This is a genomic window from Patescibacteria group bacterium (assembly GCA_026397045.1).
Classification (GTDB): Bacteria; Patescibacteriota; Saccharimonadia; order CAILAD01; family BJGX01; genus JAPLVO01.
In genome coordinates this window covers 1-25,084 of the sequence record JAPLVO010000006.1, presented here as the reverse complement: position 1 = coordinate 25,084, position 25,084 = coordinate 1, and the positions used below count along the sequence as shown (strand labels likewise).

Annotated in this window: 27 protein-coding genes, 5 tRNA genes and 1 pseudogene; 5 read left to right on the top strand and 28 right to left on the bottom strand. The window is 44.6% G+C overall.

The window, feature by feature from the left end; all coding sequences use genetic code 11:
- Positions 1-2: 2 nt before the first annotated feature.
- The 9 genes from NT111_00420 to NT111_00380 all read right to left on the bottom strand — a co-directional run bounded on the left by NT111_00420 (position 3) and on the right by NT111_00380 (position 7,998).
- Positions 3-719, bottom strand: coding sequence for a glutamine amidotransferase (locus NT111_00420; GenBank protein ID MCX6804477.1), 717 nt, complete (start codon positions 717-719; stop codon positions 3-5).
- Positions 716-2,092: a MurT ligase domain-containing protein gene (locus NT111_00415; protein ID MCX6804476.1), complete on the bottom strand. Its 1,377-nt coding sequence runs from the start codon at positions 2,090-2,092 to the stop codon at positions 716-718. The genes NT111_00420 and NT111_00415 overlap by 4 nt, the downstream gene beginning before the upstream one ends.
- A 19-nt stretch (positions 2,093-2,111) precedes the next feature.
- Complete coding sequence (gene miaA / locus NT111_00410; GenBank protein MCX6804475.1) at positions 2,112-2,972, bottom strand: tRNA (adenosine(37)-N6)-dimethylallyltransferase MiaA; 861 nt, start codon at positions 2,970-2,972, stop codon at positions 2,112-2,114.
- Entirely contained in the window at positions 2,973-3,248 is a 276-nt protein-coding gene (locus NT111_00405; protein MCX6804474.1) for a His/Gly/Thr/Pro-type tRNA ligase C-terminal domain-containing protein, read from the bottom strand.
- Positions 3,249-3,267: 19 nt separating this feature from the next.
- On the bottom strand, positions 3,268-4,737 hold the full coding sequence (thrS, locus tag NT111_00400; protein MCX6804473.1) for a threonine--tRNA ligase: 1,470 nt from the start codon (positions 4,735-4,737) through the stop codon (positions 3,268-3,270).
- 202 nt (positions 4,738-4,939) lie between these two features.
- The gene (locus NT111_00395) at positions 4,940-5,671 is read right to left on the bottom strand and encodes a polyphenol oxidase family protein (protein MCX6804472.1); all 732 of its coding nucleotides are present in this window, start codon (positions 5,669-5,671) and stop codon (positions 4,940-4,942) included.
- Positions 5,664-6,545, bottom strand: a complete 882-nt coding sequence (locus NT111_00390; GenBank protein MCX6804471.1) for a UTP--glucose-1-phosphate uridylyltransferase — start codon at positions 6,543-6,545, stop codon at positions 5,664-5,666. The genes NT111_00395 and NT111_00390 overlap by 8 nt, the downstream gene beginning before the upstream one ends.
- A gap of 18 nt (positions 6,546-6,563) precedes the next feature.
- A tRNA-Val gene (locus NT111_00385) sits at positions 6,564-6,640 on the bottom strand.
- An 80-nt stretch (positions 6,641-6,720) separates the two neighbouring features.
- A complete protein-coding gene (locus NT111_00380) occupies positions 6,721-7,998 on the bottom strand; it encodes a hypothetical protein (GenBank protein ID MCX6804470.1) in 1,278 nt (425 codons plus the stop codon).
- A gap of 237 nt (positions 7,999-8,235) precedes the next feature.
- Here NT111_00380 and NT111_00375 point away from each other — a divergent pair, with 237 nt between their 5' ends.
- The gene (locus NT111_00375) at positions 8,236-8,589 is read left to right on the top strand and encodes a hypothetical protein (protein ID MCX6804469.1); all 354 of its coding nucleotides are present in this window, start codon (positions 8,236-8,238) and stop codon (positions 8,587-8,589) included.
- A gap of 54 nt (positions 8,590-8,643) precedes the next feature.
- Here the strand turns inward: NT111_00375 and NT111_00370 are convergent, their stop codons facing one another.
- From NT111_00370 to NT111_00335, 8 genes are all read right to left on the bottom strand, one after another.
- Positions 8,644-9,360: a 50S ribosomal protein L25 gene (locus NT111_00370; GenBank protein ID MCX6804468.1), complete on the bottom strand. Its 717-nt coding sequence runs from the start codon at positions 9,358-9,360 to the stop codon at positions 8,644-8,646.
- 10 nt (positions 9,361-9,370) lie between these two features.
- The gene (locus tag NT111_00365; GenBank protein ID MCX6804467.1) at positions 9,371-9,724 is read right to left on the bottom strand and encodes a hypothetical protein; all 354 of its coding nucleotides are present in this window, start codon (positions 9,722-9,724) and stop codon (positions 9,371-9,373) included.
- Positions 9,725-9,806: 82 nt separating this feature from the next.
- The gene (locus NT111_00360) at positions 9,807-10,865 is read right to left on the bottom strand and encodes an MraY family glycosyltransferase (protein ID MCX6804466.1); all 1,059 of its coding nucleotides are present in this window, start codon (positions 10,863-10,865) and stop codon (positions 9,807-9,809) included.
- Positions 10,862-12,559 (bottom strand): glycosyltransferase family 2 protein, encoded by a 1,698-nt coding sequence (locus NT111_00355; GenBank protein MCX6804465.1) that lies wholly within the window; start codon positions 12,557-12,559, stop codon positions 10,862-10,864. Before NT111_00355 ends, NT111_00360 begins: the two co-directional genes overlap by 4 nt.
- Positions 12,546-12,932 (bottom strand): hypothetical protein, encoded by a 387-nt coding sequence (locus tag NT111_00350; GenBank protein ID MCX6804464.1) that lies wholly within the window; start codon positions 12,930-12,932, stop codon positions 12,546-12,548. The genes NT111_00355 and NT111_00350 overlap by 14 nt, the downstream gene beginning before the upstream one ends.
- A 49-nt stretch (positions 12,933-12,981) precedes the next feature.
- Positions 12,982-13,057 (bottom strand) — tRNA-Thr (locus NT111_00345).
- Between the two features lies 1 nt (position 13,058).
- Positions 13,059-13,132: transfer RNA gene (locus tag NT111_00340), tRNA-Gly, on the bottom strand.
- Positions 13,133-13,301: 169 nt separating this feature from the next.
- Positions 13,302-13,673, bottom strand: a complete 372-nt coding sequence (locus NT111_00335) for a hypothetical protein (protein MCX6804463.1) — start codon at positions 13,671-13,673, stop codon at positions 13,302-13,304.
- 105 nt (positions 13,674-13,778) lie between these two features.
- On the opposite strand from NT111_00335, the gene NT111_00330 reads away from it, so the two are divergent.
- A tRNA-Asp gene (locus tag NT111_00330) sits at positions 13,779-13,854 on the top strand.
- Between the two features lie 60 nt (positions 13,855-13,914).
- Here the strand turns inward: NT111_00330 and NT111_00325 are convergent.
- The 4 genes from NT111_00325 to NT111_00310 form a co-directional block, all read right to left on the bottom strand.
- On the bottom strand, positions 13,915-14,526 hold the full coding sequence (locus NT111_00325; GenBank protein MCX6804462.1) for a vitamin K epoxide reductase family protein: 612 nt from the start codon (positions 14,524-14,526) through the stop codon (positions 13,915-13,917).
- 11 nt (positions 14,527-14,537) lie between these two features.
- Positions 14,538-15,626, bottom strand: a complete 1,089-nt coding sequence (locus tag NT111_00320) for a peptidylprolyl isomerase (protein MCX6804461.1) — start codon at positions 15,624-15,626, stop codon at positions 14,538-14,540.
- A 40-nt stretch (positions 15,627-15,666) separates the two neighbouring features.
- Positions 15,667-16,227, bottom strand: a complete 561-nt coding sequence (locus NT111_00315; protein MCX6804460.1) for a PH domain-containing protein — start codon at positions 16,225-16,227, stop codon at positions 15,667-15,669.
- 89 nt (positions 16,228-16,316) lie between these two features.
- A complete protein-coding gene (locus NT111_00310; GenBank protein MCX6804459.1) occupies positions 16,317-16,805 on the bottom strand; it encodes a hypothetical protein in 489 nt (162 codons plus the stop codon).
- A gap of 31 nt (positions 16,806-16,836) precedes the next feature.
- On the opposite strand from NT111_00310, the gene NT111_00305 reads away from it, so the two are divergent.
- Positions 16,837-16,912 (top strand) — tRNA-Arg (locus tag NT111_00305).
- Positions 16,913-17,289: 377 nt separating this feature from the next.
- On the top strand, positions 17,290-17,499 hold the full coding sequence (locus tag NT111_00300) for a hypothetical protein (protein MCX6804458.1): 210 nt from the start codon (positions 17,290-17,292) through the stop codon (positions 17,497-17,499).
- 76 nt (positions 17,500-17,575) lie between these two features.
- On the opposite strand, the gene ndk is transcribed toward NT111_00300, so the two are convergent.
- From ndk to mnmG, 4 genes and pseudogenes are all read right to left on the bottom strand, one after another.
- Entirely contained in the window at positions 17,576-18,031 is a 456-nt protein-coding gene (gene ndk, locus NT111_00295; protein ID MCX6804457.1) for a nucleoside-diphosphate kinase, read from the bottom strand.
- A 26-nt stretch (positions 18,032-18,057) separates the two neighbouring features.
- Complete coding sequence (locus tag NT111_00290; protein ID MCX6804456.1) at positions 18,058-19,347, bottom strand: pitrilysin family protein; 1,290 nt, start codon at positions 19,345-19,347, stop codon at positions 18,058-18,060.
- On the bottom strand, positions 19,344-20,006 hold the full coding sequence (locus NT111_00285) for a VTT domain-containing protein (GenBank protein MCX6804455.1): 663 nt from the start codon (positions 20,004-20,006) through the stop codon (positions 19,344-19,346). The genes NT111_00290 and NT111_00285 overlap by 4 nt, the downstream gene beginning before the upstream one ends.
- An 18-nt stretch (positions 20,007-20,024) precedes the next feature.
- Positions 20,025-21,874: pseudogene (gene mnmG / locus NT111_00280) on the bottom strand (tRNA uridine-5-carboxymethylaminomethyl(34) synthesis enzyme MnmG).
- Between the two features lie 87 nt (positions 21,875-21,961).
- Between mnmG and NT111_00275 the strand changes: the two are divergent.
- A complete protein-coding gene (locus NT111_00275) occupies positions 21,962-22,876 on the top strand; it encodes a tyrosine-type recombinase/integrase (protein MCX6804454.1) in 915 nt (304 codons plus the stop codon).
- 37 nt (positions 22,877-22,913) lie between these two features.
- Here the strand turns inward: NT111_00275 and NT111_00270 are convergent, their stop codons facing one another.
- The 3 genes from NT111_00270 to NT111_00260 form a co-directional block, all read right to left on the bottom strand.
- Positions 22,914-24,047, bottom strand: a complete 1,134-nt coding sequence (locus NT111_00270) for a hypothetical protein (protein MCX6804453.1) — start codon at positions 24,045-24,047, stop codon at positions 22,914-22,916.
- A gap of 34 nt (positions 24,048-24,081) precedes the next feature.
- Complete coding sequence (locus tag NT111_00265) at positions 24,082-24,693, bottom strand: prepilin-type N-terminal cleavage/methylation domain-containing protein (GenBank protein ID MCX6804452.1); 612 nt, start codon at positions 24,691-24,693, stop codon at positions 24,082-24,084.
- The coding region (locus NT111_00260) for a hypothetical protein (GenBank protein ID MCX6804451.1) at positions 24,690-25,084 on the bottom strand (395 nt) is incomplete at its 5' end. The genes NT111_00265 and NT111_00260, both read right to left, overlap by 4 nt.

Here is a 25,084-nt window from a genome sequence, read left to right as displayed (position 1 = left end):
ATTTATTGAGGCCGCTTTGAAGCTTTTTTGCGTGCCAATAATTCAATGTCATCATTTATTTCCTCTAGTCCAGTAGGTCGATTAGCCCGCAAGAGGGCTTTTTGTATCAGCCAGTCGCAGACCATGGGGTTTTTAGGCAAAAAGGACCCGTGCATATAAGTACCTATGGCGTTTTTATAAATTGCCCCCTCGAGCTTGTCGCTGTGATTGTTGCCAAAGCCCTTTCTTACCTCCCCAAGGGGGTGAGCTCTGCCTACGAACTCTGTAGCCCCGCTGTGATTTTCGAAGCCGATTAGTTGACCGAACTTATCGGACTTTACAACAATATTCCCGATCATTCTCTCAGTTGTAGCTCTTGATATAATGTTGAAAATTCCAATCCCTTTTATCTCCCCATAATCATTGCTTATAAAGTACTCACCAAGGAGCTGATACCCCCCACAAACGGCCAGTAAGGGGCCGCCAGACTCTACAAAATTATGAATTTCTTCAGATTTACTAGCTAAATCCTCTGCCACTATCACCTGTCCCTTATCCTGGCCACCACCTATAAATAATATATCAAAGTCTTTGGGCAGAGGCTGACCTACCTCCACCTGAATTGTAGTATTGTTAATGCCGCGCCAATTCATCCTTTGGCTGAGTGCGATTATATTTCCATAATCGCCATAAATACTCATTCTCTCAGAATAAAGATGGACTATTTTGATCGCCTTCATTGCCAAAACTCCTTTGCTTTTTCATCTTCCGATACTATAGAGCTTCTTATTGCCAACATGGCGGTATATGTAGGTAGGATAAACACCTTACTTCGCTTGGAGGAATTAAGCTTGATCTGCTCTAGGAGTTTTGAGCTATCATCTACTACCATAATATCCTCCAGGCCAGCGTACTTAAGCCTCAAGGCCATATCCCTGGCTCTTGAACCAGAGACCATAATCTTTCCTTTGTAGGTCGCCAGGTCCTCGATTGCTGCGTCCCAGAGCCAACTAACATCTCGGCCATCGGCGTAGTTATCATTAATAACAAATACCAGCAAGCGATCCGATTCGTTTAGTAAGTAAGTTTGGATTACTTGGTTGAGGCCAGTTGGGTTCTTAATTAACAGCATTAAAATATCGCGACCCTCATAAGAAAGCTTCTCGGAACGCCCAAAAGCCGCAAGTGAGCCACTTATAGCCCTAACTAGCTCTCTATCCTCTAGGTTAAAAGCAACCTTACTTAGAGCAAATGCAGCAATCGCGTTATAGACATTAAAAAGCCCCGGTATACTTAGTTTTACATAATCTGTAGACTTATTTACAACAAATTCAACTGAATCAATGCCAATTTGCTTTACACTGTTTGCCGAATACTCAGGCTTAGGTCGGGTGAATTCGCCTGGCTTTCCTCTGTAGCGCCCAATATGGCCAAAGTATTTTTGAGTGTAATGCAGCTTCTCTTGAGTGAAAGGGTCAAATATACTATCTGCGGTTCTATCGTGTGATAGTTTTGGGCCAATATAGTCGCCGATGCCAAAATATTCAGCTTTTGACCTACCATCATGCTTATAGCCAAGGCTAGCTACCAGCGGATCATCGGCGTTTAAAACCAGCTTTGTATCTGGGAGTTCTTCAAAAAGGTTGCGAAAGTTCCTGGCTATTTTGTCTAGCTCCCCGTATCTATCTAGCTGATCCCTGAAAAGGTTTGTAACTACAACCCAGTCTGGCCGAATTGCCCTGCACACTTTCGGCATATAAGCCTCATCGACCTCGAATAAGCCCACATCGGCCAGAATTTTGCCATCAAGCCCAGAGGACTCCACTATCGTCGAAATCAGACCCCTCTCCATATTAGAACCCGACCTATTATGAATAAAACTAATGCCGCTTTCTTCGAGTACATTTGCTACCATACTAGCTGTGGTTGTCTTGCCGTTGGTGCCAGTTATCACTATTATTCCCTTGGGGAAGTTATTGATGACCAGCTTGCGGAGAATATCTTTATCCAGCCTCTTGGCTATCATGCCAGGTAATGAAGACCCTCCGGTTCCAGTCAGCCGATTCACCTTTAGAGCTGCTTTAGCAGCTAATATAGCAATTAAACTACGCATAATATACATTGTATCAAATCTAATTAAGATATTCTGCTATTAACAGCTCTGACTTATCACCCGAATCAAACCAGTTTATATGCTTATTACGCCTGAACCAGGTGAACTGCTTTTTGGCCAGTTTGTTAGAGGCTTTAATGATAGAGGCTAGTAGCTCGCTTTCCTGCAACTCTCCATCAAGCATCATGCTCACTTGCCGATAGCCCGTAGAGCTAAGCCCGGGGGCATCAGGGCCATACTTGGCTCTCAGAAACTCCACCTCGTGAACAAAGTTATTGTTCAACATCTGGCTCGCTCTAAGTTCAATATTATGCTTTAGCATAAGCTCTTTAGGGGATAGCCCAACTATCAAACAGTCAAGCTTAAGGCTTTCTCTGTCTTCCTCTCCCGCTGGGCCATACATTAGTAGCTGATCGAGCCTGCGGACATTGTTTCCTTGGATATTATTATAGTCATTGGGATATAAAATCTTGGCCTGGGCTTTTTTAGCTTCAATCGATAGTCCATCTATGTTTTTGCCCAATTTATGCCCCCTAAACTGGTAATCAAAGAGCAACGAATCTATATACATTCCACTGCCACCCACGATTATAGGAAGCTTACTATTGCGCTTAATTTGGCTGATTGCTTCGAGAGCTTGCTGTTTATATTTTACAACACTGAAGGATTGGTTCGGCTCAACTATGCCCAGCATGTAATGCTTTATAAGTTTTTGATCCAACTTTGAAGGTTTGGCAGTTCCAATGTCCATACCGCTATAGATTGTCCTGGAGTCTGCGCAAATTATCTCTCCGTTGAACCTCTTTGCCAAATCTATGGCAAGCGATGTTTTGCCTGAAGCTGTTGGGCCGACAATTACTAAAATCTTAGCCTGTTGCATCTACAATTTCCGATTTGAAATCTCGTCTTCAATCATAGAGATTGCCTGTTCAAGGCTGCTTGAGCCCAAATCCCCTTTGCCATGCCTGCGAATTGAGACCGAATCAGATTCTTGCTCCTTCTCGCCGACTACCATAATCACAGGTACCTTAAGCTTTTCGGCGTTTCTAATGCGTTTTGCCAATGATTCTGAATCATCATCCAGTTTTACCCTGACGCCTACCTTATGAAGCTTCTCATGGACACTCTTGGCATATTCACCAAACTTATCAGACACTGGAATGACACGAACTTGCTCAGGTGCTATCAAATGATCCAAGTATAGCTCGGTGTATCATAACAGGACTTTTATCTGAGCCATCCTTATCTGTATAGGTCAGCTCAAATCTCTTTGGCATGGCAAAATCTAGTTGTATGGTAGCCAGCTGGGTTTCTCTACCCAAGGCGTCTTTGAACATAAAATCTAGCTTTGGACCATAAAGTGCCGCCTCGCCTTCCATTCGCTTGGCGCCAAGGCCCCTATCATCAGAAACCTTCTGCAGCATTTCTTCGGCCAGCTGCCAATCATCTGGGTCGCCTATATAAGCTTCTGGAGTTTTAGGGTCTCTTACCGAGAGCGACACCCAGTGATCCCCCCACAAGCCGAGATTTTGATAAAACTTCTCGATAACCTCTGCAATCAAGTCTGCTTCTTTTTGAATTTGATCTACAGTACAGAAAGTGTGGCCATCGTCTACTGTAAAGCCTCTGGTTCTTTGCAGGCCGCCTATTTGTCCGGGCTTCTCATCACGATATTGCATGGTCTGCTCGATGTAGCGAATTGGCAAATCCTTATAGCTCCTAGGCCTAGAAGAATATATTTGGGTGTGATGAGGACAGTTTACGGGTTTTAGAATAAATTCTTGCTTGTAGTGACTTTGAACCCTAAATAATTCATCTTCAAATTTGTCTGCATGGCCAGAGGTCTTATAGAGGTCGAGTTTTGCCAAATGGGGCGTACTAACCGACTCCATATCGTTGTCTCTGCCAATTTCATTCAAGGCTTCTTTGAGCTGATTCATTATTACTGTGCCGCGAGGCGTGTACATTGGAAGTCCAGGGCCAACCATATCTGAGAACACAAACAAATCTAGCTCCTGGCCAAGCTTGCGATGATCACGCTTTTCAGCTTCGACTAGCATCTGCAGGTAGTCACTAAGTTTTTCTTTGGTCTCAAAAGCCAAGCCATACACACGCTGCATCTGAGGGTTTTCTTCTTTGCCTCTCCAGTAAACACCGCTGGTTCGATTCAACTTAAAGCTATCAGCTTGAATTTCGGAAGTGTTATCTACATGAGGACCGCGACATAAATCCATAAAATCACCAGTTCTATAGATACTGACCTCTTTAATTTCTCCTTCAGAGCCTTTGGCTAAATCATCATCGCCGGCATCAGCAACTGCTGTTGTTCCTTTGGTCTTAAGATCATTAAGCAATTCAACCTTAAACTTCTGATTCTTGGAATCAAAATACTCGATAGCCTTATCAATAGGCCAATTTTCTTGTTCAAAAGGGATATTTTTATTAATAATCGAACGCATTTCCTTTTCGATTGACTTAAGCTCGGCTTCTGTAAAGTTTTCATCCACCAAGAAATCATAGTAAAAGCCGTTATCGATTGCCGGACCCACACCAAAGCTAGCTTCTGGCTTAATCTTTTGGACGGCCGAGGCCATTATATGCGCCAAGCTGTGTCTTATCTTATGAGATTGTTCTGAAATTTCCATTTTTACCTTTCTTTTAAACAAAAACCACCCGTCTATGCCAAGTTCCGACTCTGTCGGAAGGTTCCACTTGGCTTATCCTGGTGGATCTCTTTTTTGCCCTGTACGCCCAGGCTTCGGAACTTGCAAAAGATGGTTAGGCTTAAGCTCAAACGCTCTATTTATACTGAATATATTAGCTTAATAATACCCTTTTTTCAAGTTTTTAGGGCTTGATATAGGCTAGCGCCGCGAACCTACCCTCCTTTTCGTTTATTGCGGTGCTCCTTCTATGAGAAAAATAATTGGTATTTGTGTAGGTATCTATGGGGCTAATATCAATATTTTGTGTGGCAACCCCAGCTGCTAATAATTGAGACTCGAATTTAGACTTTATATCCATATGATACTTGCCGTCATCACCAATCACGAAGTCATCTGCCCAGAAATCCATATCAACCCCTTGAGGTGAATCAAAAACATAAGATTTAGCAGATATTGCAGGCCCGGCTAAGACCATAATATCTTCAATATCAATATTCCCTAGCTTCTTCATTTCAATTATGGCTTGTTTTGCAATGTTTAATTCAACCCCCATTCTGCCGGCGTGAACCAGGACCAAAAGGTGATTTTTAGGCTCATAAAAGACTGCAGGAATACAATCTGCCACAACTAGCATTAAGCCAATACCAGATGACAAAGTTATCAAACCATCAGCTTCAAAGTGGCTGGCGTTTTCTTGGTCCATGCCCAAGCCAGCATTGCCTTCATCAATCCTAACTATTTTGCTGCCATGCTCAAGAGATACAGACGAAACATCATCAATAGTTATTCCCATTTTATTACAAAACCGTTCTCTTGATTGCCTAACCTCAGCCTTATCACCCCATCGATAGCTCATATTGCCTTCCGACACTTTGGAAATGGCGAACACTAGCTCACTGTGCCTATTATCCATTTGATTTCCCTCTGTACTTTTCAATATAACTATATATAACACCAGCAAGCTTAGGATCGGCTAACGCAACATCCATAATTGCCTCTAGGTATTTCTCTTTATTACCCGTATCGTGCCAGTTCCCGTCTATCTTTAGGCCATATAGCTCATTATTCTGAGCGTATTCCTGAAGCGCCGATGATAGATATATCTCGCCACTACTATCTGGCTTTTGACGATCTAGATAGGTCAAGATATCTGGCGTCAATATATACCCCCCAACAGATGCTAGGTTACTGGGAGCCTGCTCAACTGTTGGTTTTTCTACAATGTTTTTTAATTTAAGTATTTTGCTGTCTATTGCCGACTCCACTTCGACTATTCCGTATTTACTAACATCTTGCTCAGGCACCTCTACCAGACTAATCACTGGCTTTTGGAGTCTTTCATAGGCGTCCACAAGCTGCTTAGCCCTCGATACCTCTCCCACTACGAAATCATCTGCCCAAAGCACTAAAAATGGCTCATCCCCTATGAGGCGGGAGGCATTGAGTATTGGAGTGCCATTACCATATATGCCTTTTTGGCGAACATACACAAAGTTAGCCATATCGCCTATCTGATGGATTTTTTCCGCCATATCCTGCTTCCCTGTTTCGCGCAATCTATCTTCTAATTCCGAATTATGGTCAAAATGATCTTCTAGCGAACGCTTATGCATGCCAGTAACAATGATTATATCCGTTATCCCAGCCGATACGGCCTCCTCGACCACATACTGAATAATAGGCTTATCGACTATTGGTAGCATCTCCTTAGGCATAGCCTTGGTCTGAGGCAGGAATCTGGTACCTAAGCCAGCGGCCGGTATAATCGCTTTTGTAATTTTCTTCATAACCCTCCTTATAAATACTGGTGGGTCCTAGGGGACTCGAACCTCTGACCTCTTCCACGTCAAGGAAGCGCTCTAGCCAACTGAGCTAAGGACCCACAATAACTTGATTTTAACGCATATAACCGTCTTTTTCAATTTTAAATATACTCAAGCAGCTATTGTTGTATAATATACACTATATGTAGTTATCAGCAGCTTTGAGGCTAGGCTGCTCTCTGATTATGTCGCCTGCGAAGCCAACTCTATCTAGCCTTATATGGCTGGCCGAATGGCTCCTTAGGGGCATTATAGTATTAGGGCCATACCTGCGGTTGATTTCATCCATAGCTATCGACAATGATAAATTCTTGCCATCATATCCTGCTATAGCCATTGTAATCTGCCTATCTGCGGCTAAATTAAGCAGCGTGACCCCTATCCTACTTGCTGGGGATGGCATAAAAGTTAGTTTTTCTAACAACATTTTTAGTAATGCTAATATTTCAGAGTTAGATCTGAACATTGAAGTCTTTTTGAAGCTACTCGCCCACCATTCGCCGTTATCAAATCTGATATATAGTACTAGGCCACTAGCTGCCAGGGACTTGCTCCTAAGCCTCGAACCAAGAGTAGTAGACATTTTATTGATATATGTTGTTATTTCTCCAACAGTACCCGCTAGGCTTGGTGCAGTCGTAACCTGGTGTCCGATAGATTTATTTGGCCTATCAGCTCTGATGTCCACCTCGAAGCCTCGCATTCTTAGGTACCATTTACCTCCATTGACGCCTAATTTAGAATTAAGTAGCCTCCAGCTAGCGCTATAGAGCTGGAGCGGCGTCTCTATCCCTATTTGGTATAACCTTTTTGCCATAGCTGTGCTTATTCCGGTAAAGTCAGTCAGGACTAGGCCTCCATAAAAGCTGGCCAAGTCGTCGCTAGACACAAACACCAAGCCATTAGGCTTCTGGCTGTTCCCCGCCATCTTTGCAAGCCATACATTATGGGATACACCGACAGAGCACAACACAGAGCTACCATAGATGCTATGTAGGCTGGCTTTTATAGACTCCACTAGCTCGATTACCTGATCTCGACTCTGCATATAGCTTGGTACCTTCAGGTAGGCTTCATCTATACTCTTGGCCTGAACATGGCAAACGGTGCTATGAAGTATTTTCATTATCTGCCGATGCGCCGTCCTGTAGAGCTCGGGTCTATCGCCTACCACTACTAATTGTGGGCACATAGCGATAGCCTGCCCCACTCTAGTACCAGTTTTTATGCCATAAAGCTTGGCCTCTATAGAAGCGGCGATAATACTACCCCCCACAGGAGAAGTAGAAACTGCTACTGGTCTACGCCGAAGTGCTGGGTTATAGAACTGCTCAACAGATGCAAAGAATGAATTCATATCTACATATAAAACACTATACTGCCCGGGTTTTATAGTAATAAATTGCTCAGCTTTCATATTTGTATAGTACAGTTTTATCAGAGTAAAAGCAAACATAATACGAACAAAACTGGCTAGGTGAACTAGGGGAAAATGGATAAATCCACAGCCTAAAATAGTTTTCCACTATTATTTTATACTGAGGTATGTCAATATATATACATGAATTGCCCTATTTGTGGCTCGAAAAGCCTTAAGACAACCAACACTCGCCCTACTAAGAGCGGTGCTCAAACCTGGAGACGCAAGGAGTGTATGACCTGCCATTGTGCGATTACTACTTATGAGAAGCCAGATATGGGCTGGCTAAGTGTAAGACAAGCCGCAAAAAATAAAACAACGCTCTACCGGAAATCAATACTGCTCAGAAGCCTGATCAACGCATTTAGCGATGAAGAACTCGCCGAAATAGATATCGATTCCATGCTCGATACTATTGAACTAAAAATTGTTTCGAATCGCACAACTATAATCGACGATTCGGCTCTGCTTAAAATTGTACTCAATACTATAAAACCAATCAGCCTGTCGGCGTACATGAGGTACCTAGCAGAACACAGTTCGCCTCAAAACCAGCGTCAGCTGAATAGCCTCATAAAATCCATATAAACTAAACTAAAAAGAGGCCCGAAGGCCTCTTTTGGTGGTAAAAAGCGTGAGTCTTTACTCTTTAGTCTTATCTTTGGCTTCGCCCTCGGGCTTAGCATCACTTTCTTCTCCCTTTTCGGCATCTTTGGAGTCTGCGTCAGCTGACTCAGCGTCCTCTGCGCCTTCTGGGATAGCATCTCCTATTTCTTCATCCAGGGCAGCCATTTCTTCTTCACTACGAGGTGGCTCGACCTTACAAATAAGCTGGCTGGATTCAGTTAGGACCTGTACGCCCTCATCGAATTTCAGATCAGAAACATGGATAGATTTATCGAAATCGTCTAATACAGATATATCTACATTGATATGCGGGGGCAAAGTAGCTGGGAGAGTTTCTACCTCAACTTCTTCGATGTTCTTAAATAGTGTCCCCTCCAGCTGGAATACGGCTGCCGATTCGCCCATGAAGTGTAATGGGATTTCTGTCCGTATAAGCTTATTCATGTTTACTCTATAAAAATCAACATGCGTGATGTTGCTTGTGATAGGGTCTAGGGAAATATCGTGAATAAGAACATTTTCGCTAGCATCATCGCCGAGCTTAAGTTCTACAATAGTACTATGGCCGGCCTCAGTAAAAGCCTTTGAAAACGACTTAGCGTCTAATAGCACAGATTTATTATCTTTTTTATTGCCGTAAACTACACCGGGTATTTGGCCGTTTTTGCGGGTATTAGCTAGCTTTTTGCCGAATACATCGCGTATAGTTGCTGATATAACAATTGTTTCCATATTATCCTTGTTATTTAATTTTATAGTTTTTTAAGGGCTGTGTTAAGCGTAGATGAAAATCTGCGATCTCTAGGGAGCTAATAGCTCCTCTGTCTATAAACTTTGATCGTTCCTTATAGCCAAGATCTGCTTTACGACCTAGTCGAGACGAATACTTTTTGGTTGCTTGCTCTAGCTCTGACTGCAGGAACACTGTAGCAAGTACGGGTAAAGAGCAATCATGGCAGGTCAGCTGCATAAAACAGTGGCCTTCAACCCTACCTAAAAAGGCAATATCGTCATGTATGTAGCTAGAGCCACAGGAAGGACACTTGTAAAAAACTTGCAAGTTCTTGATTAAATCCTGTAGATTTTTACTTTTCACGTTTTAATGTATTCCCTCTTGAGAACGATAATACCATATCTGGAATAAGTGGTCAATCGATGCTGGCACAATATATAGGTGATTATTTCTGGCTCCTGATTCGTTTCAGGTATGCCAGCCCCACAAGCAAGGCTGCCATCACAATAAATAATAATATAATGCCTAATATCTTCTGTTGCGAAGACCCGACTATTCCGATAAGTCCGAAGGCTAGACAAAGAACATATATAGTCATGACTGCTTGGCGCTGGCTAAACCCAGCGTCAAGAAACAAGTAGTGCAGATGGCCTCTGTCGGCAGTAAATGGGGATTTACGATGAGCAAGGCGCCTTAGCACCGACCAGGTGGCGTCCAGAATCGGCAAACCCAAAACCAGTGCGGCTGTGGCTAATTTGGCGCCAGAAAATATGGCCAGGATACCCAGTGTCATACCTAGGAAGTAAGCCCCCGAGTCGCCATTAAATATCTTAGCTGGATAAAAATTGTATACTAAGAATCCCAGACACCCCCCTGCCAGTATAATCGAAACTAGAGCTGTGGCTGGCTGGTTGACCTTATCGGTCATGGCTAACAAGAATATAATACCGGCTGCTATAGCCGATACACCACCAGAAAGCCCGTCGATACCATCTAAAAAATTAATTGTGTTTGTCATACCCACCAACCATAGCACCGATAATGCTACGGCGATCCAATTAAAGCTAATGGATACCCCCCATAAAGCCATGGAGACGGTAGGTTCTACAAAAACCAAGGTGTTGCCAAACGGGTTTGTGATGTTATCGATTGTAATCCCAAAGCCGATACTGGCAATTAGCGCTGCCAGCAACTGAACTAAAAGCTTGACCCAAGGGCTGAGCCTACGAACATCATCTACCAGACCTATGGCTAAAACCATACTCCCAGCTACTAAGAGCCCAATGAACTGCTTGGGGAAAGTACCTAGTAGCATTAGACACACAACCACGAAGGATATATAGATAGCTACCCCTCCTCCTCTGGCCATTACTTTTTTATGTATCTTGCGACTAGCCTCCTTGGGGTTATCGACGGCCCCAATCATGATGGCCAGTTTCCTTACCTCTGGAACCAATAAGGCGGAAATCAGAAAGGACAGTACTAGGCCGATTGCGAATATCATTTCTTAACAGCCTTGTCTGTTACATCAAAGGCCTTAGGATAGCGCCCAAGCATCAGTCTGGTTTGGGCATCCAGGGCAGCGGCGGATCCAAAAAATATCGATGTTATCGGGACCAAGAACCATTGCGCGATCATAAATATAAACTTAGATTTCTTATAGTGGCTAGGACGAGGCGGGAGCATTAACAGGCTAAGTAGGATGGTAATAAACTGTCCCAGTAGAGCGATTGTCAGTATCCTGGAGGCTACCACCGGTAGTTGATGTGCTAATACTTGGCGATTAAATTCTGAATTGAGTACAAGAGGTATCCAGGCTGCGAAGGTTAGTATTAAGGCTGCTGTGGCCCAGCTGATATGTCCTTCAAATAATCTGTAGAACTGCAGCCATTTATTCACAAAGGGTATATGCTTGTTCCTAATGTTGTTTGTGACAACAAAGGGAATATCGCTGGCTCCATAAGCCCATCTGCGAAGCTGCTTATACTGGTTTAGGAATGTTTTTCGGTAGTTATGAGCTAGCACGGCATCCTGGTAAATGGGTATATAGAGTGGCTCCACTAGGTGGTCTCCATCGTAGGCAAAGAAAGTCCGCCAGTACTGATGACCGTCTTCCACTATAGAAGTAACCGACCAAAAATCTGTGTCTATCAAAGTTTTCATACTCTGGGCGTGCGCAGCAAAGTTGCGCAACCTATAATGCCTAACACTCTCCATCATTAGCCAAAAAGAATTTCCCGTGGCGATAACGCGCATCGGTGCTGGAGCGTCCCAGATATTGTTGAAAAACATGGCCATGGGCTGAAAACTAAAGTGAGTACGATTAGGATTTATACAATATTCGTATGCCAGGTAGGGTAAATATTTAGGATCAGGCCGATGGTCACTATCTAGGGTGGTGACAATTACATTAAGAGGATCGATTTTTCTCTCCTCCAGGTAGGTCTTCAATATCTTACCCGCGAAGCTGATATTAGCGCCTTTGCCCTTCATCTCGCCGCTGAGCCCATCTGGATGGCAAATACTCAGATAGCCGTCGAATTTGGCAGAGTATTCAGATTCTAATAGTTTGGCATTCTGGGCTGTCTGATCGCCTCCACGCTCTTCATAAGCGAGCACAAATATTACCTTTTTAGGATCATATTCGGACTTCAGGATAGCTTCTAGCGAAGGTCTTAATACATCCAGCGATTCATTATAAACAGCGGTTATTATTACATGATATATTTCGCTCGGCATTATCAGCGTAGACTTTTGCTCAGAAACCCTGCTCAGCCTAGATACTTCCGACACTGCTTTTTGGTACTTAGATCTACTGCTACTAATACGAATCAAGCCGAATAATCCCGGACGAGAAAGCTTAGCCAGGCTCGATTCGGCTTTGCGCAAGGAAGAGTCTATATCCATAAGCTGATTAAGCCTGGCGGGCCAATCTATTTTTTCGGCTCGCTTAAGAGCCTGGTAGCCTTGGATCAGACCAACACTCATGCGCATGGATTTAAGCAGCCACAAAAGATCAAAAGCAATGATAAAGTAAGCCACGGCTATTGGGTAGACCAAGCTAAGCACTACTGGTATTATCAGAACCGACCAGCTTGTAAGGCCTGGTATTATCTCCCAGAGCCTAAAAAACCATCTCTTATCAGAGATTCCAAGTGGTATCTGATTCGGATTTTTAGATAGCCTAAGTTGTGCCATAATTGACCACCGTAAAGCCCATGAGTATGGCCAGTGCTAGAACTGAGCACATCAGAGCCTGCATCATTAAAAATACACTTATTAATCTATTGCGCCTATGTAGCAAATTGGCAAGGGCGAAATTCGCCGCTGCTATCATGGCTGCGATGATAGGGATTTCGTATAGTTGATACCAATTCCCCAACTGATCAAAATTAGTTAGGCTAGAGAACCTCACCGGAATCTGGATTTGGGTCTGCTTGATATTTATCAAGGCGAAAATGACACTAAAAAAAACCACTCCGAAAGTGAGCGCACATAGGCTCAAAAACCAGCCATCCTTATAGATAGATTGGTTAGCGATAGCTGTAGATTGTTTTGGGGATTTTTCCATAATATCTAAGGTTAATTATACCAGAAATAAGAACATTGGGATAAAGTACTGGAGCCGATGAGCGGGGTCGAACCGCTGACCTTTGCTTTACGAAAGCACTGCTCTGCCAGCTGAGCTACATCGGCTTGGAGCGGGTAACGGGAGTCGAACCCGTGTCTCAACCTTGGGAAGGTCGCATACTACCGCTGTACTATACCCGCTTATCAAACAGCCTCTTTTGGGCCCGAATCTATGTTCGCTGCCCCACCTTCACTATATTTTAGGGTGGTGAGTTTTATTTTTTCTAAAACAAAAAGTGCGCCATAATTGTAGCACACTTTTTGGGGATTATAAGATATGATCGGCTGATACTGGCAGCCGAAGTAAGCCCTAGATAAGCAGTTTTCTAAGCTTACGATTCAGCTTTTGCCATTTATCGTACTCAGTTAGCTGGGTATCATGCGAGCTAGCGAAGAATGTAGCGCCAAAGCTAATCTTTTTCTGTAATTTACGGGTGTCTATGACATTTCCAGAACCCAAATAAGGCACATGGGCATGCGCCTTGACCACCCTCACTTTTATTTTTCGTGGTCTTGATACTTGATAATATGTTAACATTTGAGTACTCGAATACATTTTAGCTCCTTTTGTTTTTTTATTTGTTTTAGTTAAACAGTTAAACTCACCACCGATCCTAAAAGGAATGATGGCAATCTCTGATTGGCCTCCACCTACCAGATAAGCGTATATAATAGCAAACATAAGCTTTTATGTCAAGGATAAGTGGGATACCTAGCCGGCTACAGATTGAAATATTTGCGTTTATTTGGTAGAATAATCAGGTTCAAATTAGTTTTAACCGAATACGGGCCCGTAGTGAAGTGGTTATCACGCCTCCCTGTCACGGAGGAGATCGCCGGTTCAAATCCGGTCGGGCCCGCCATAGAAAAAGCCTCAACCCTACTGATTGAGGCTTTTTCTATGATCTAATTTCCTTAAACCCCTAAAACAGTGTCTTCCAGTAGTACCAGAAATTTGTCAGGATAGCTACGATTATTGCTAAATACCATAAAGCCACGATAAACCATGCATTGTGAGTGAGCCACTTGATAGCAGAAGATAGTTGCTTAGGGGTTTTAATATTACCCTCAGCAAAATTAAAGCAGGTGGTATATACAAAAAGCCCAATAACAACCGCCCAGACAACTATGCAGAAAGGACAAAGTGCTTGTATGACATATACACTCTGGTAGAACAGCCAATGTGCAAAAATAACACCTAGTATCGTGCCGGCTTGCAGCCCCAGCCAGAACCACTTCTTGTACTTGGCGCCAGCCAGCATGCCTACGCAGATGGTTATTATAACGCTGAATCCAGCAAGCCCGATTAGAGAGTTCGTAAATCCAAAGGCTTCTGCTTGGCCCGACTCAATAACAGAGCCGCAGCTTACTATGGGGTTAAGATTGCAGCTAAGCGGGCTGGAAGGATATTTTAGTAGGTTTATTTTCTCGACTGTTAATATGAATGAAGCCATCAGCCCAATCACGCTTAGTATTACTAGTATTAGGGCAAACTTTCTGTAGCTATCGAGGAAGGGCTTTTTGGCTTTAGTCATAGCTTATATATCTACGGGTAGAAGTACTGTCGGATCTGACTTTTGGCGCGTTGGTCTCTCAGCCAGGTCTGGATATCTACGCCTTTTATGAGAATGTGGCTAGCCCTGACTTGATCTCCCTCTTTGCCAGTAACTTTTATAATATGGTATCCGAATTGAGTTTTAATTACCGCGCTTACCTGCCCTGGCTCTAAAGCATAGGCCGCAGCTTCGAACTCTGGTACGGTTTGGCCCTTAATGATTAGGCCGAGATCCCCATTATTGCTGGCGCTGCCTTCATCACCCGAGAATTTCTTGGCAAGTTCGGCAAAATCAGCGCCTGCATCGATCTGCTTCTTAAGATCCTCTGCTTGAGATTTTGCAGTATCGTTGAGCTTATCATCAGCAAGTATTTTTTCGGCTAGCTTCTTTTGGATAATACTTTGATTAATTTTTGCCTTAAAGTCCTCCACTGTCCAGCCATAAAGCTTGTCCAGTGTTGTCTTTACCTTCTCTATTCCGCCGGCCTCCTTTACCAAAGTATCAAATTGCTCCTGAACCTCCTTGCTACTTACCTTAATTCCATACTTAGCAGCTTGCTGGTTTATGATCTCATTGTCCTCTAGCTGGGTTATTATATCGTTCTTTAGTTGGGCTAACTTTACCTTGCCTTCCTCAGTTGTTAAATCTTGACCCTGAGATTGATAGAACTTTTGGATTGAAGCCAGCTCAAATAGGTACTCGTTGTAGCTAGCGGTGTTGAAAATATAATTCCCATTAACACTTGCCACAGGGTATGGTATCACTTTACTGGCTATCTTAACCGCTCTATTGGCGGACTTGTATTTGTATATCATTACACCAAATACTGCTATTGTCAGCACTAGTGCTACCAGTGAACCTACGCCAACAGCCGTAATAGTCTTCTTACTGGGCCCCTTTTTAACGCCTATCTTACTGAGCTTATCCTTAAAGCTAAGCTGCTTCGCAGATGGCTTGGCAGAAGCCTTGAGCTTACTTTCGGGTGCCGATTTGGCGCCAGCTTTTTGTTTGTTGTTAGCTACGGTTGCGGCTTTGGCGGGTGTCTTGGAGTTGGATTTGATGTCTGGGTCTTTAGGCACGATTTAAAACCTTTCTGTTAATAGTTAATATGTTACACGGCTATGGGCTTTTTGTCACCTGCTCCTTGGTATTGGCAGGTCCGTACTTATGTACTTCGTTCATAATTTGCTTTTGTAGCTTGGCTGGCTTGTGGACATACCTTAGCTCTAGGCCACCGGCCCCCGATAGCGTATCAATACTCAGGCTGCCAAAACCAAACAGCGATCCCTGGAACCCCTTGATAGAATAATTAACATTTTGAATATTATGAAGTGCTAAGTCGGCTACTTCTCTGGTGAAGAAACCGTTTTGCTTTACTACCAATAATCGTTGGTTGGTCAGAACATATATACTATAGTGCCAACCCACCCAGGCTCGTAGCCAATAAGCAAAGAGAATTGCCGCGCAGACACCCATCCATGCGTAACTGAGGCCAAGCCAGCTAGTGCTGAGCCCGAATGCAAATACCCAAGGTACGAAGCCTATAAGCACCACCAACATCCCTAAAATTAGTGGCAGGCGCAACACTATCGGAAACTGCCTTGTGACAGCTACGACATCTTCTTCGTCGCCCGTTATGGCGATCCTTTTTTTAACTCTGTCTCGTTTGTGTTCTTGCATAAGTTTTATTGTAACTTAATTTTAGCAATAATAGAAAGACCCTCCCCAATCACTCCTTTGTGATCGGGAAGGGTCTATGGTCAAACGAATCACTTCCGCATAACGACTATTTTATCGTCACCACTCCCCTGCCAGACTAAATATCCTGAATATCCTGGTCTTTTTCGGACTTCTTCTTCTGTCATAGTCTTTTCGTTGCAATGAATAGAATATTTTGTAACCCCTGTTTGTATGTAGAAATTCCGTAAAGCTCCCTTTGCGTCGGCAGATGATACTGCTTTAGCATGATAAACAATGGCATTTACCGTTAATTTATCTTTTAGCTCGAAAAAGTACATTATTGGGGTTTCCTCTGCGGGTTCAGCGGCAGTTTGAGTTTGAGTTTGAGTTTGAGCGGATGCAGGCAACTCTGGGGTCTCCCCAATGGTTGCATCGCAGTTGGGGCAATTAATAAGCGCTGCCCCCGTCCATTCGTAAGTGCACAGGCTTGGCATTCCATATTTACCCTTCCAGGGTCCGGAGCTCGCAGGGTGCGGGCTAAGAACTAGAACTACACAACTTATGCTGTATTTTGTCAATCTTATAGAAGATGGGTTATAATATAAACATGCCCTGGTAGCTCAGTGGATAGAGCGTCTCCGTCCTAAGGAGAGCGTCGGGGGTTCGATTCCCTCCCAGGGTACCAATATTATTGGCTGTCGCAGATAGCAAATGATATTGGTACAATGAGAAAGAACCCAGGGTTCGGTGCAGTAAAGCGCGCAGACAAATAACAAACTTGTTTGATTATTTAGCGAGCACTTAACGAAAAAGGCTTTAGCCGCCTTCCCTCCCAGGGTACCAAAGTCTATTAGCCTTCATGGCTTGTAGGCTTTGTTAGTTTGCCTGGGATCGAACACAGGGTTCGGCTAGTCCGCTGGCTAGCGGAGGGAATCTAGCCTGGCGCCTAGGCTTGCACTACCCCATTAGGCTGTGATAATGTATAGCAACCTTAATTCAAGGTTGCTGTCGTATCGACAGCTTGTCTACAGGGGGAGAGTAACGGATTTGTCAGTAGTAGGAATGCCAAAAAAGGTGAGGCCTCCTCGAAAGAGGAAATCACGCCGCAAGAAGCAGGGGCATGTCGCGAAGAGGAAGAGTAGGTACAGCATACCCAACCGAAAGAAAGGCGCTAAGCGCCCCAATGAGCACTCGCCGTGGAAAGATTTTGTGTTCACAGAAGACAATTTTGTGATCAATCTTCACGATCAGCGCACTATCAACACCCCATAACTGAGAAAAAATCTCAGAATTTAACCCCGTCTGCAATATTGGACGGGGTTAAAACTTGCAAATTTTTTTAAGCTAATTACTTGCCATAGACATGCTGTAAATCAGTCTTGGTGTATTCAAACAGCTCATCGCTACCAAAAAACCTATCTACCTCTGTCCGGCCGGTCTCTACGCTGTCTGAGGCATGAACAAGGTTGCTCGAGCCAGACAACCCGAAGTCACCACGGATTGTGCCTGCTGGAGCCTCTTGCCCTTTAGTAGGTCCGACTAGAGTTCTAATGGCGGCTACTGCACCTTCCCCGCCCTCTAGGGCGATGGCTACAAGTGGTGAACTTTTCATAAAAACCTTAATATCGGCAAAAAATGGCTTATCGGCAATATGCTCGTAGTGCTGCTCTAATGTGGCATCCTCGATACTAAGCATCTTTAGGCCAATAATCTTTAGCCCCTTACGCTCAAAGCGCGAAATTATCTCGCCTACCAAACCCCTTTGCAGGCCGTCTGGCTTAACTAAAATTAAAGATTTTTCCATTATTTATCCTCCTTTACTTAAAATATTTATTTGGTCCGTAAAAGTTGCTCGATGTTTTGAAGTATTTCGGGTTCTATTGGCCCGATAGCTGCAAAGTGCAAATCCCCCGGCTGCAAGTATTTATTAGCTACTTTGAGTACGGAATCTGTGCTCACGGCGTCTATTTTAGATATCATCTCAGCTAATGTCCAGACCTTACCGCTAATGATTAGGTCGCTACCCATTGCATCGGCCACAGAGGAGTTGCTTTCTAGGCCCATCACCATCCTACCCCTAACTTGCTCTTTGGCTTTATCTAGCTCTCGCTTTCCAACACCATCGGCACGAACCTTAATAAGCTCCTCGGCAATTGCACCGACAGCCTCCTCTACCTTGTCATTATTAACCCCCGCGTAGATCTCGAATTTGCCACTATCTACATAATTACCGTAGCCCATATAAATGCTATATGCCAGAGCCTTCCGTTCGCGAACATTTAAAAATAGCCTCGAGCTCATTCCGGATCCGAGCAATGTGCTTAGTATCTTCATAGATGCTTCATCCTCGGCGTCTATCTGGGGTGCTCGGCCAGCTACGATCATATGAGTCTGATTGGTATCTTGGTGAATAATACTAGATATCTGTTCTGATTGGCCATGCTTTATCTTTTCATAGCCTCTTCTGGTTTTGCTACTAAAGCCGGCTAGCTGGTCCTCTGCGAGTTCTAATATCTTGGCATGGCTAACATTGCCCGCAACGGAAATAACTAGGTTATCCATGCAATACAAGCTTTTAAAATAATCAATAATCAACTGCCGGGGCATCTTGGAAATTATATCTGCAGTGCCGATAATATTGGTTCTAAGGTTATCTCTGGGCCACAGCAAGTCTCCTACCAAATCATAGACATACCTGCCTGGATCATCCTTATAAACATTCATTTCCTCTAGGATAACTCCTCGCTCACGCTCCACCTCTTCGGGCTTAAATAGTGGGTCCGTGATGATATCGGCCAGGATATTAAATGCCAAGCCCACATAATTTTTGGGGAGTTTAATATAATAGCAGGTGTGATCTTCGGCCGTGTAGGCGTTCATATAGCCGCCCACCGAATCCACTTCTTCGGATATAATTCTTGCCTCTGGCCGCTTGGTGGTACCTTTAAATAGCAAGTGCTCTAGGAAATGCGCCGCGCCATATTCGGTCTTCATATTCTCGTAGCGGCCCCCTGCGCCCAAAAAAAACGACACCGTTACGCTCTCAGTATCCTCCATAGTGCGAGTTACGATCTTTGCGCCATTTTGTAGAGTACTTATTTTATGCAAACTAGCACTCATTTGCTGGATCTCCTGCCAGTGGAAGATTTAATTTTGCTAGCAGACTGCTTGATCCGTTTCAGATATTCTGCACGCTTTTCTTGGTCTTTTAAGAGATGCCATAAGGCTGGGGCTATGGAAACCAATATAATAAGTGCGGCTATGGGCAGTAGGTATTTATCGACATCAGGAATGATATTGCCTAGGAAATATCCTAGCGCAGTTACACCAACAGCCCATATCAACCCACCCAAAACATTAAAAAGCAGGAACTTTTTATAGTCCATTTTACCTACGCCTGCGATGACTGGGGCAAAAGTCCTTACTACAGGAATAAATCTGGCCAAAACAATAGTCTTACCGCCGTGTTTTTCATAAAATGCCGTGGACTTATCAATATTAGATTTGCTAAACACTAGGGAATCTTCCTTTTTAAATACTTTAGGTCCTGCTCTGCGTCCGAAAAGGTAACCTACATTGTCCCCCACCACAGCTGCGACAAAGGTTATGATGCAAAGTATGAAGATATCAAAAAATCCTTGAGATGCTAAAAAGCCAGCCGTAAAAAGCAGACTATCACCTGGCAAAAAGAACCCTACCAGTAGTCCTGATTCGGCAAATACTATCGCGAATATCCCTGCGTATCCGACTGTTCTAAGTAAGCTATCTAGGTCAAACATGTTCAATATTATAGCAGACTATCTGGCAGTCTTGCTAAGCTTGTGTGCAGCAATGAGTATTATTGTCAGGTCCGCTGGGGTCACGCCTTGTATCTGGCTTGCCTGGGCTAAGTTTACAGGTGCCACCTCCAAAAGCCTGGCTCGTGCTTCGTTTCGGAGGCCTGGTAATACGCTATAGTCGAGCTCCGCCGGGAGCTCTTGGGCTTGGCGATCCCGAAGCTTTTCGGCCTGGCGCTTTTGCTTTTCAAAATACCCGCTATACTTCACCTCCGAAACCACCTGCTCGGCTATGCCACCACTTACCTCAACCCCCAGCTCGGATGCCAGAGTGCTAATTGTGTTTTCGGGCCTGGCAAGATAATTGTAGGCCGAAATAGTTTTGTCATTTAATACTACCCTATGCTTTTTTAGTAGTGCGATAGAGCTATCTATGGCACGCTGCTTATTATTTACTCGGGCCATCTGCTTATCTGAAAGCAAGCCAATGCTATGGCCCTTGGCACTGAGCCTAAGATCGGCATTGTCATTGCGAAGCAGCAAACGGTACTCAGCCCTGCTAGTGAACATGCGGTATGGCTCGACATGAACCTTGGTCACTAGATCCTCAATAAGTACACCAATATAGGCCTGGCTGCGATCTATTATGAAAGGCTCCTTGGATTGAACTTTTTGGGCGGCATTAATGCCTGCCATCAAGCCCTGTGCGGCAGCCTCCTCGTAGCCTGTAGTGCCATTTAGCTGGCCTGCTAAATACAGCCCCGAGACAAGTTTGGTTTCTAAAGTTAGCTTTAGCTGGTGAGGCAAAAAATAATCATATACTACGGCATAACCGTATCTTATAAATACTGCGTTCTCGAGGCCCGGAATAGTTCGGATTATAGACTCCTGGAGCGCCTCTGGGAATGCCAACGAGGCACCCTGGATGTACATCCACTCGCCAAATGGACCATCCAGCCTTCCAACTGGCTCGATGAATATTGGATGACGCTGTCTATCTGGGAAATTAGATATCTTACGATCTAGGCTAGGACAGCTTCGTGGCGAACGCTCAGTTATTTTTCCTGAAAACACTGGCGACTCGCTAAGGTTATCAAGAACCAGCTTGTGGGTCTCGGGGGTAGTGTAGGTTAGCCAGCATGGCACTTGCTGATCCATTGGCATTAGCCTTGTGTTGGGGTGCGAGAAGCTGACATCGCCATCGGTACCATTAGATACCGTAAGCTTCGTATAATCGATGCTACTCCTGGCTATTCTTGGGGGTGTGCCGGTCTTGAGCCGGGCACGCTTGAGCCCTAGTGAGATCAAAGAATCACTCAGACAAATTGAGGAATCTTCATCGATCCTGCCGCCCTTGCGAATCACATCGTCTCCGACCAATATCTCGCCATTTAGAAAAGTCCCACTACAAACTATCGCCGAGCTAGTAGGCACTACGCCATTGTGCTTTGTGGACACACCTGCCACCTGCTTGGCATCTAGTTCTATGCCAATAGCCTCGTCTTCTAAAAAATCAAGATTATCACACTCGGCTAGCTGTTTGATCATGTTTTGGTTATAAAGATCCATATCTACTTGGGCGCGATAGGCTCGTACGGCAGGGCCCTTACTGGTATTGAGCTCTTTAATTTGAATACTGCTGGCATCGGTTATTTTACCCATAGCTCCCCCCAGAGCGTCTATTTCCCGTACCAGGTGTCCTTTGCCATCGAGGGGTTGCAAGGCAAAGCAGCCACCTTGGAGAGGCTCGTGGATATAAGCAGTGTCTTGGCTCCTAGCCTTGATGAAGCTATCGCGGCTTCGCAGCCAGCATGGCCAGCCCCCACCACCACTACATCATAATATTTTATGTCGGTTATGGATCTTAGCATTAGTTGCCTATTTTACACCTGTAGGGCAATATTCTCAAGCTATTTAAGTAGGTTGACTGGTGGCCGAATAAGGCTTACGCTAAGGCTATGTTTTCAGATTACTTAGCAGAATTTTTAGAATATATGGAGATCGAAAAAGGCCGTAGCCTTAAGACTATCGAAAACTACTCTCTGTACCTGAACCGATTCTACGAATTCAAGGGGGATATTAAGGCCCGAGAGATAGATATCGATACCATAACTAAGTGGCGAAAATGGCTTAATCGCTATAAAGGAGTCGATGGACGAGAGCTATCCAAAACTACCCAAAACTACCATTTGATCGCACTAAGATCAATGCTAAAGTACTTGGCTCGCCGCGACATCAAGACCCTCGCCCCCGAAAAAATCGAGCTGGCCTCTAGCGCTCGGCCTCAAGTCAGCTTCCTTACCGAAGACGAGATCATAGCCCTCTTTGAGGCCACAAAGAGTGATAATATCATTGGCCTTAGAGACCGAGCAATACTGGAACTTCTGTTTTCGACTGGGTTGCGGGTGTCGGAGCTTGTTAGCCTAAATATCGATAGTATTAATCTAGATAAAGGCGAATTTAGCATCAGAGGTAAGGGACAAAAGGACCGGCCTGTATACATAAGTAGCTCGGCGAAATCAGCGCTTATAAGCTACCTTCAGGAACGCAAAGACGGCCAAGAAGCACTGTTCGTACAAGCCCCTAACCGGCGCGATCCCGAGGCCACAAATATAAATCGTCTTACGGCCCGAACAATCCAGCGAATCGTCGAGCGCTACGCTCGCAGGGCAGGCATCACCAAGCATGTCACTCCCCACACATTACGCCATAGCTTTGCTACGGATTTACTCGGCAATGGTGCCGATTTGCGCAGTGTGCAGAGCCTACTTGGCCACGCCAATATTGCCACTACCCAGATATACACGCATGTCACGGACCCACAATTAAAAGAAATACACCAGCGATTCCACTCGCGCGAGCATAAAAACTAGAGCTTTTTTTAAGATTAGATTCGAGCTAGGCTAGGTACTAATTACAGGCTGGTTGATTGGGCGCAAGAGTGTTGTCTTTAAGTACTACTATGGTCTTGCATATGCCAGCGTTAGAGCCCAAAGTTCCGGTTGAAGCCGAATAAATGGTGGATTCGAATATGTTTTCGACTGCTGAAGGAATTATTACTTTTTCAGCCTTTACTCGACGATACAAATTATTTGTTTTAGCGGTGACATCTATCTGGGCTTTGCTACTCTGAATAGGCACTGTATTAGTGCTGCTATCGATAAGGGCAGTTGCCTCGAAATGGGTGTCGGCATAGTAAGGCTTGATTCTTATAGCGAAGTTATAATTTTCACCCGCTAAAGGTAGGCCGAGTGTATCTTTGAGATTTATACCCAGGTTCCCACCTATTCCACATCTGTAATTACCGTTTTTTGTGCTATTGGCAGCGCAGTCTGTTACTAGAGGAGTCCTGCCAGCGGCGGCTGAGTAGCCCGAATCGGTTTGGCCTGGCACGAAAAACACAGTAGCCGACTTAACTTGGGTAAAATTACCAGCCCGAGGCCAGTATATGAAGGTCATTTCTATTGATGCAGCGCTTTTATAGCCTTCGACCACTGGGTAGGTAGCAGCATTGGTGTAATCGGCAAGGGTTTGATCTAGGGTCTTGCTGTGCCAGCGAAATTGAAAATTATTAGCCCCCTTATTAGCTACAACTACGCCTCCAGTGCAACTGCCATCAAGATTCTGGCCTGTCGGGCAAGCCTGGCCGCCAATAAACACCTGAGTGGCTTTATCGCGCTCTATCTTGCCCTCGTATGATCCTGTGAAGACATTTTTTACTTCGATACAAGTTATCTCGCTATTACTACCAACATTGGTACTATTTGAGATACCTAGATCTTCAAGCTTCTTGCAGGTGTTTGCGGGAGTCGAAAAGCTGGGGTTGTCATTTAATTTTTGCAGGGCCAGCTTTATGCCAGATTCAGCTGCCTGCAAAGCCTTATTGCTTAGCTCTGTATTGCTAGCTTGCTGCTGTTCTCTAATACTTAGGGCCGATATGCCAGCGATCATCACCGTGAGTGTTAGGCCTATGGCCAAAACCAATAAAAGCGATGTGACACCAGGCTGTTTGCGGCTAAACCCCTTTTGCATAAGATCTTTCATATTTATATTATAACAGCCGGCTGTATATTATCCACTATTTTGTCCCTGCTCGAAGATTTATGGCTGTATTTAGGGTAAGGCCACTACAATAAATATTGCCCGTGGCACATTTGCCATCGGTTTCGGGCAGCCCAGTGGTATAGGAGAGGCCGATAGTTACGGCGCTGGCCTTATCGTTTCCACCCCTTGCCCCGGAGGTCCTAACGACACTAAAATTGCTGACCTTCATCTTATCTAGGTTGATAGGTCCGCTGGTAATAATCTTGGTTAGTTTGGCAGAAGTTGTATCCTCGTCGCAATTCAAAAAGCCTGGGCTATAGCTAAGGGTGGTGCGAAGCAGATCAGTGCCGTATAGCTTGTAGTCGATAAGCTGCTTGTTGGTATCATCCATGATACAGATTCTCGACGAGGGTGAACCCGTAGCTGAGGGTATCACGAGCTCACCAAACCTCAGCTCTCGGGTCATGGTATCCACGATATTGCGGCCGTTTTCTTGATTTTGGCGAACTTGGTTTGAAAATACATAAAATCGCAGCGTGCCGATCACCACGACCATCGCAATAGCTAGCATGCTCCCCATGATCGTGATGGCGAAGATCAGCTCCACAAAGGTAAACCCAGATTGATGTTTCCGTAGGATCTTCATCTTGTTTTGGTTAGTATTAGTGTATTCACGACAGCTTCTCGGGTACTAGAATTGCGTGGCAGCCAGCTGACTGTCACGGTTGCAGTCTGCTCGGCTGCTACTCCCCCAGTAAGATCAATCCGAGTGGTAAGGGCTTCCATATTTGGGGCTAGCGCGCTAGCCTGAACGCTACATTGTCCAGTGGGCGAATCGGCATTTTGCACGACTACCCAATTGGCAGTATCCGAAACTACCATGCAGAAGTTCTTATTATTATTGATCTCTTTCATCGCTGGCAAGTATCCCCCGACCCCACTGCTACCGTTCAGAAACGATGGCAGGCCACCTGTTTCGTCATCCCACTCCAGCGAATCGCGGTAGGTTTTTAAGCCATCGGCCTGGTACTGAGCCA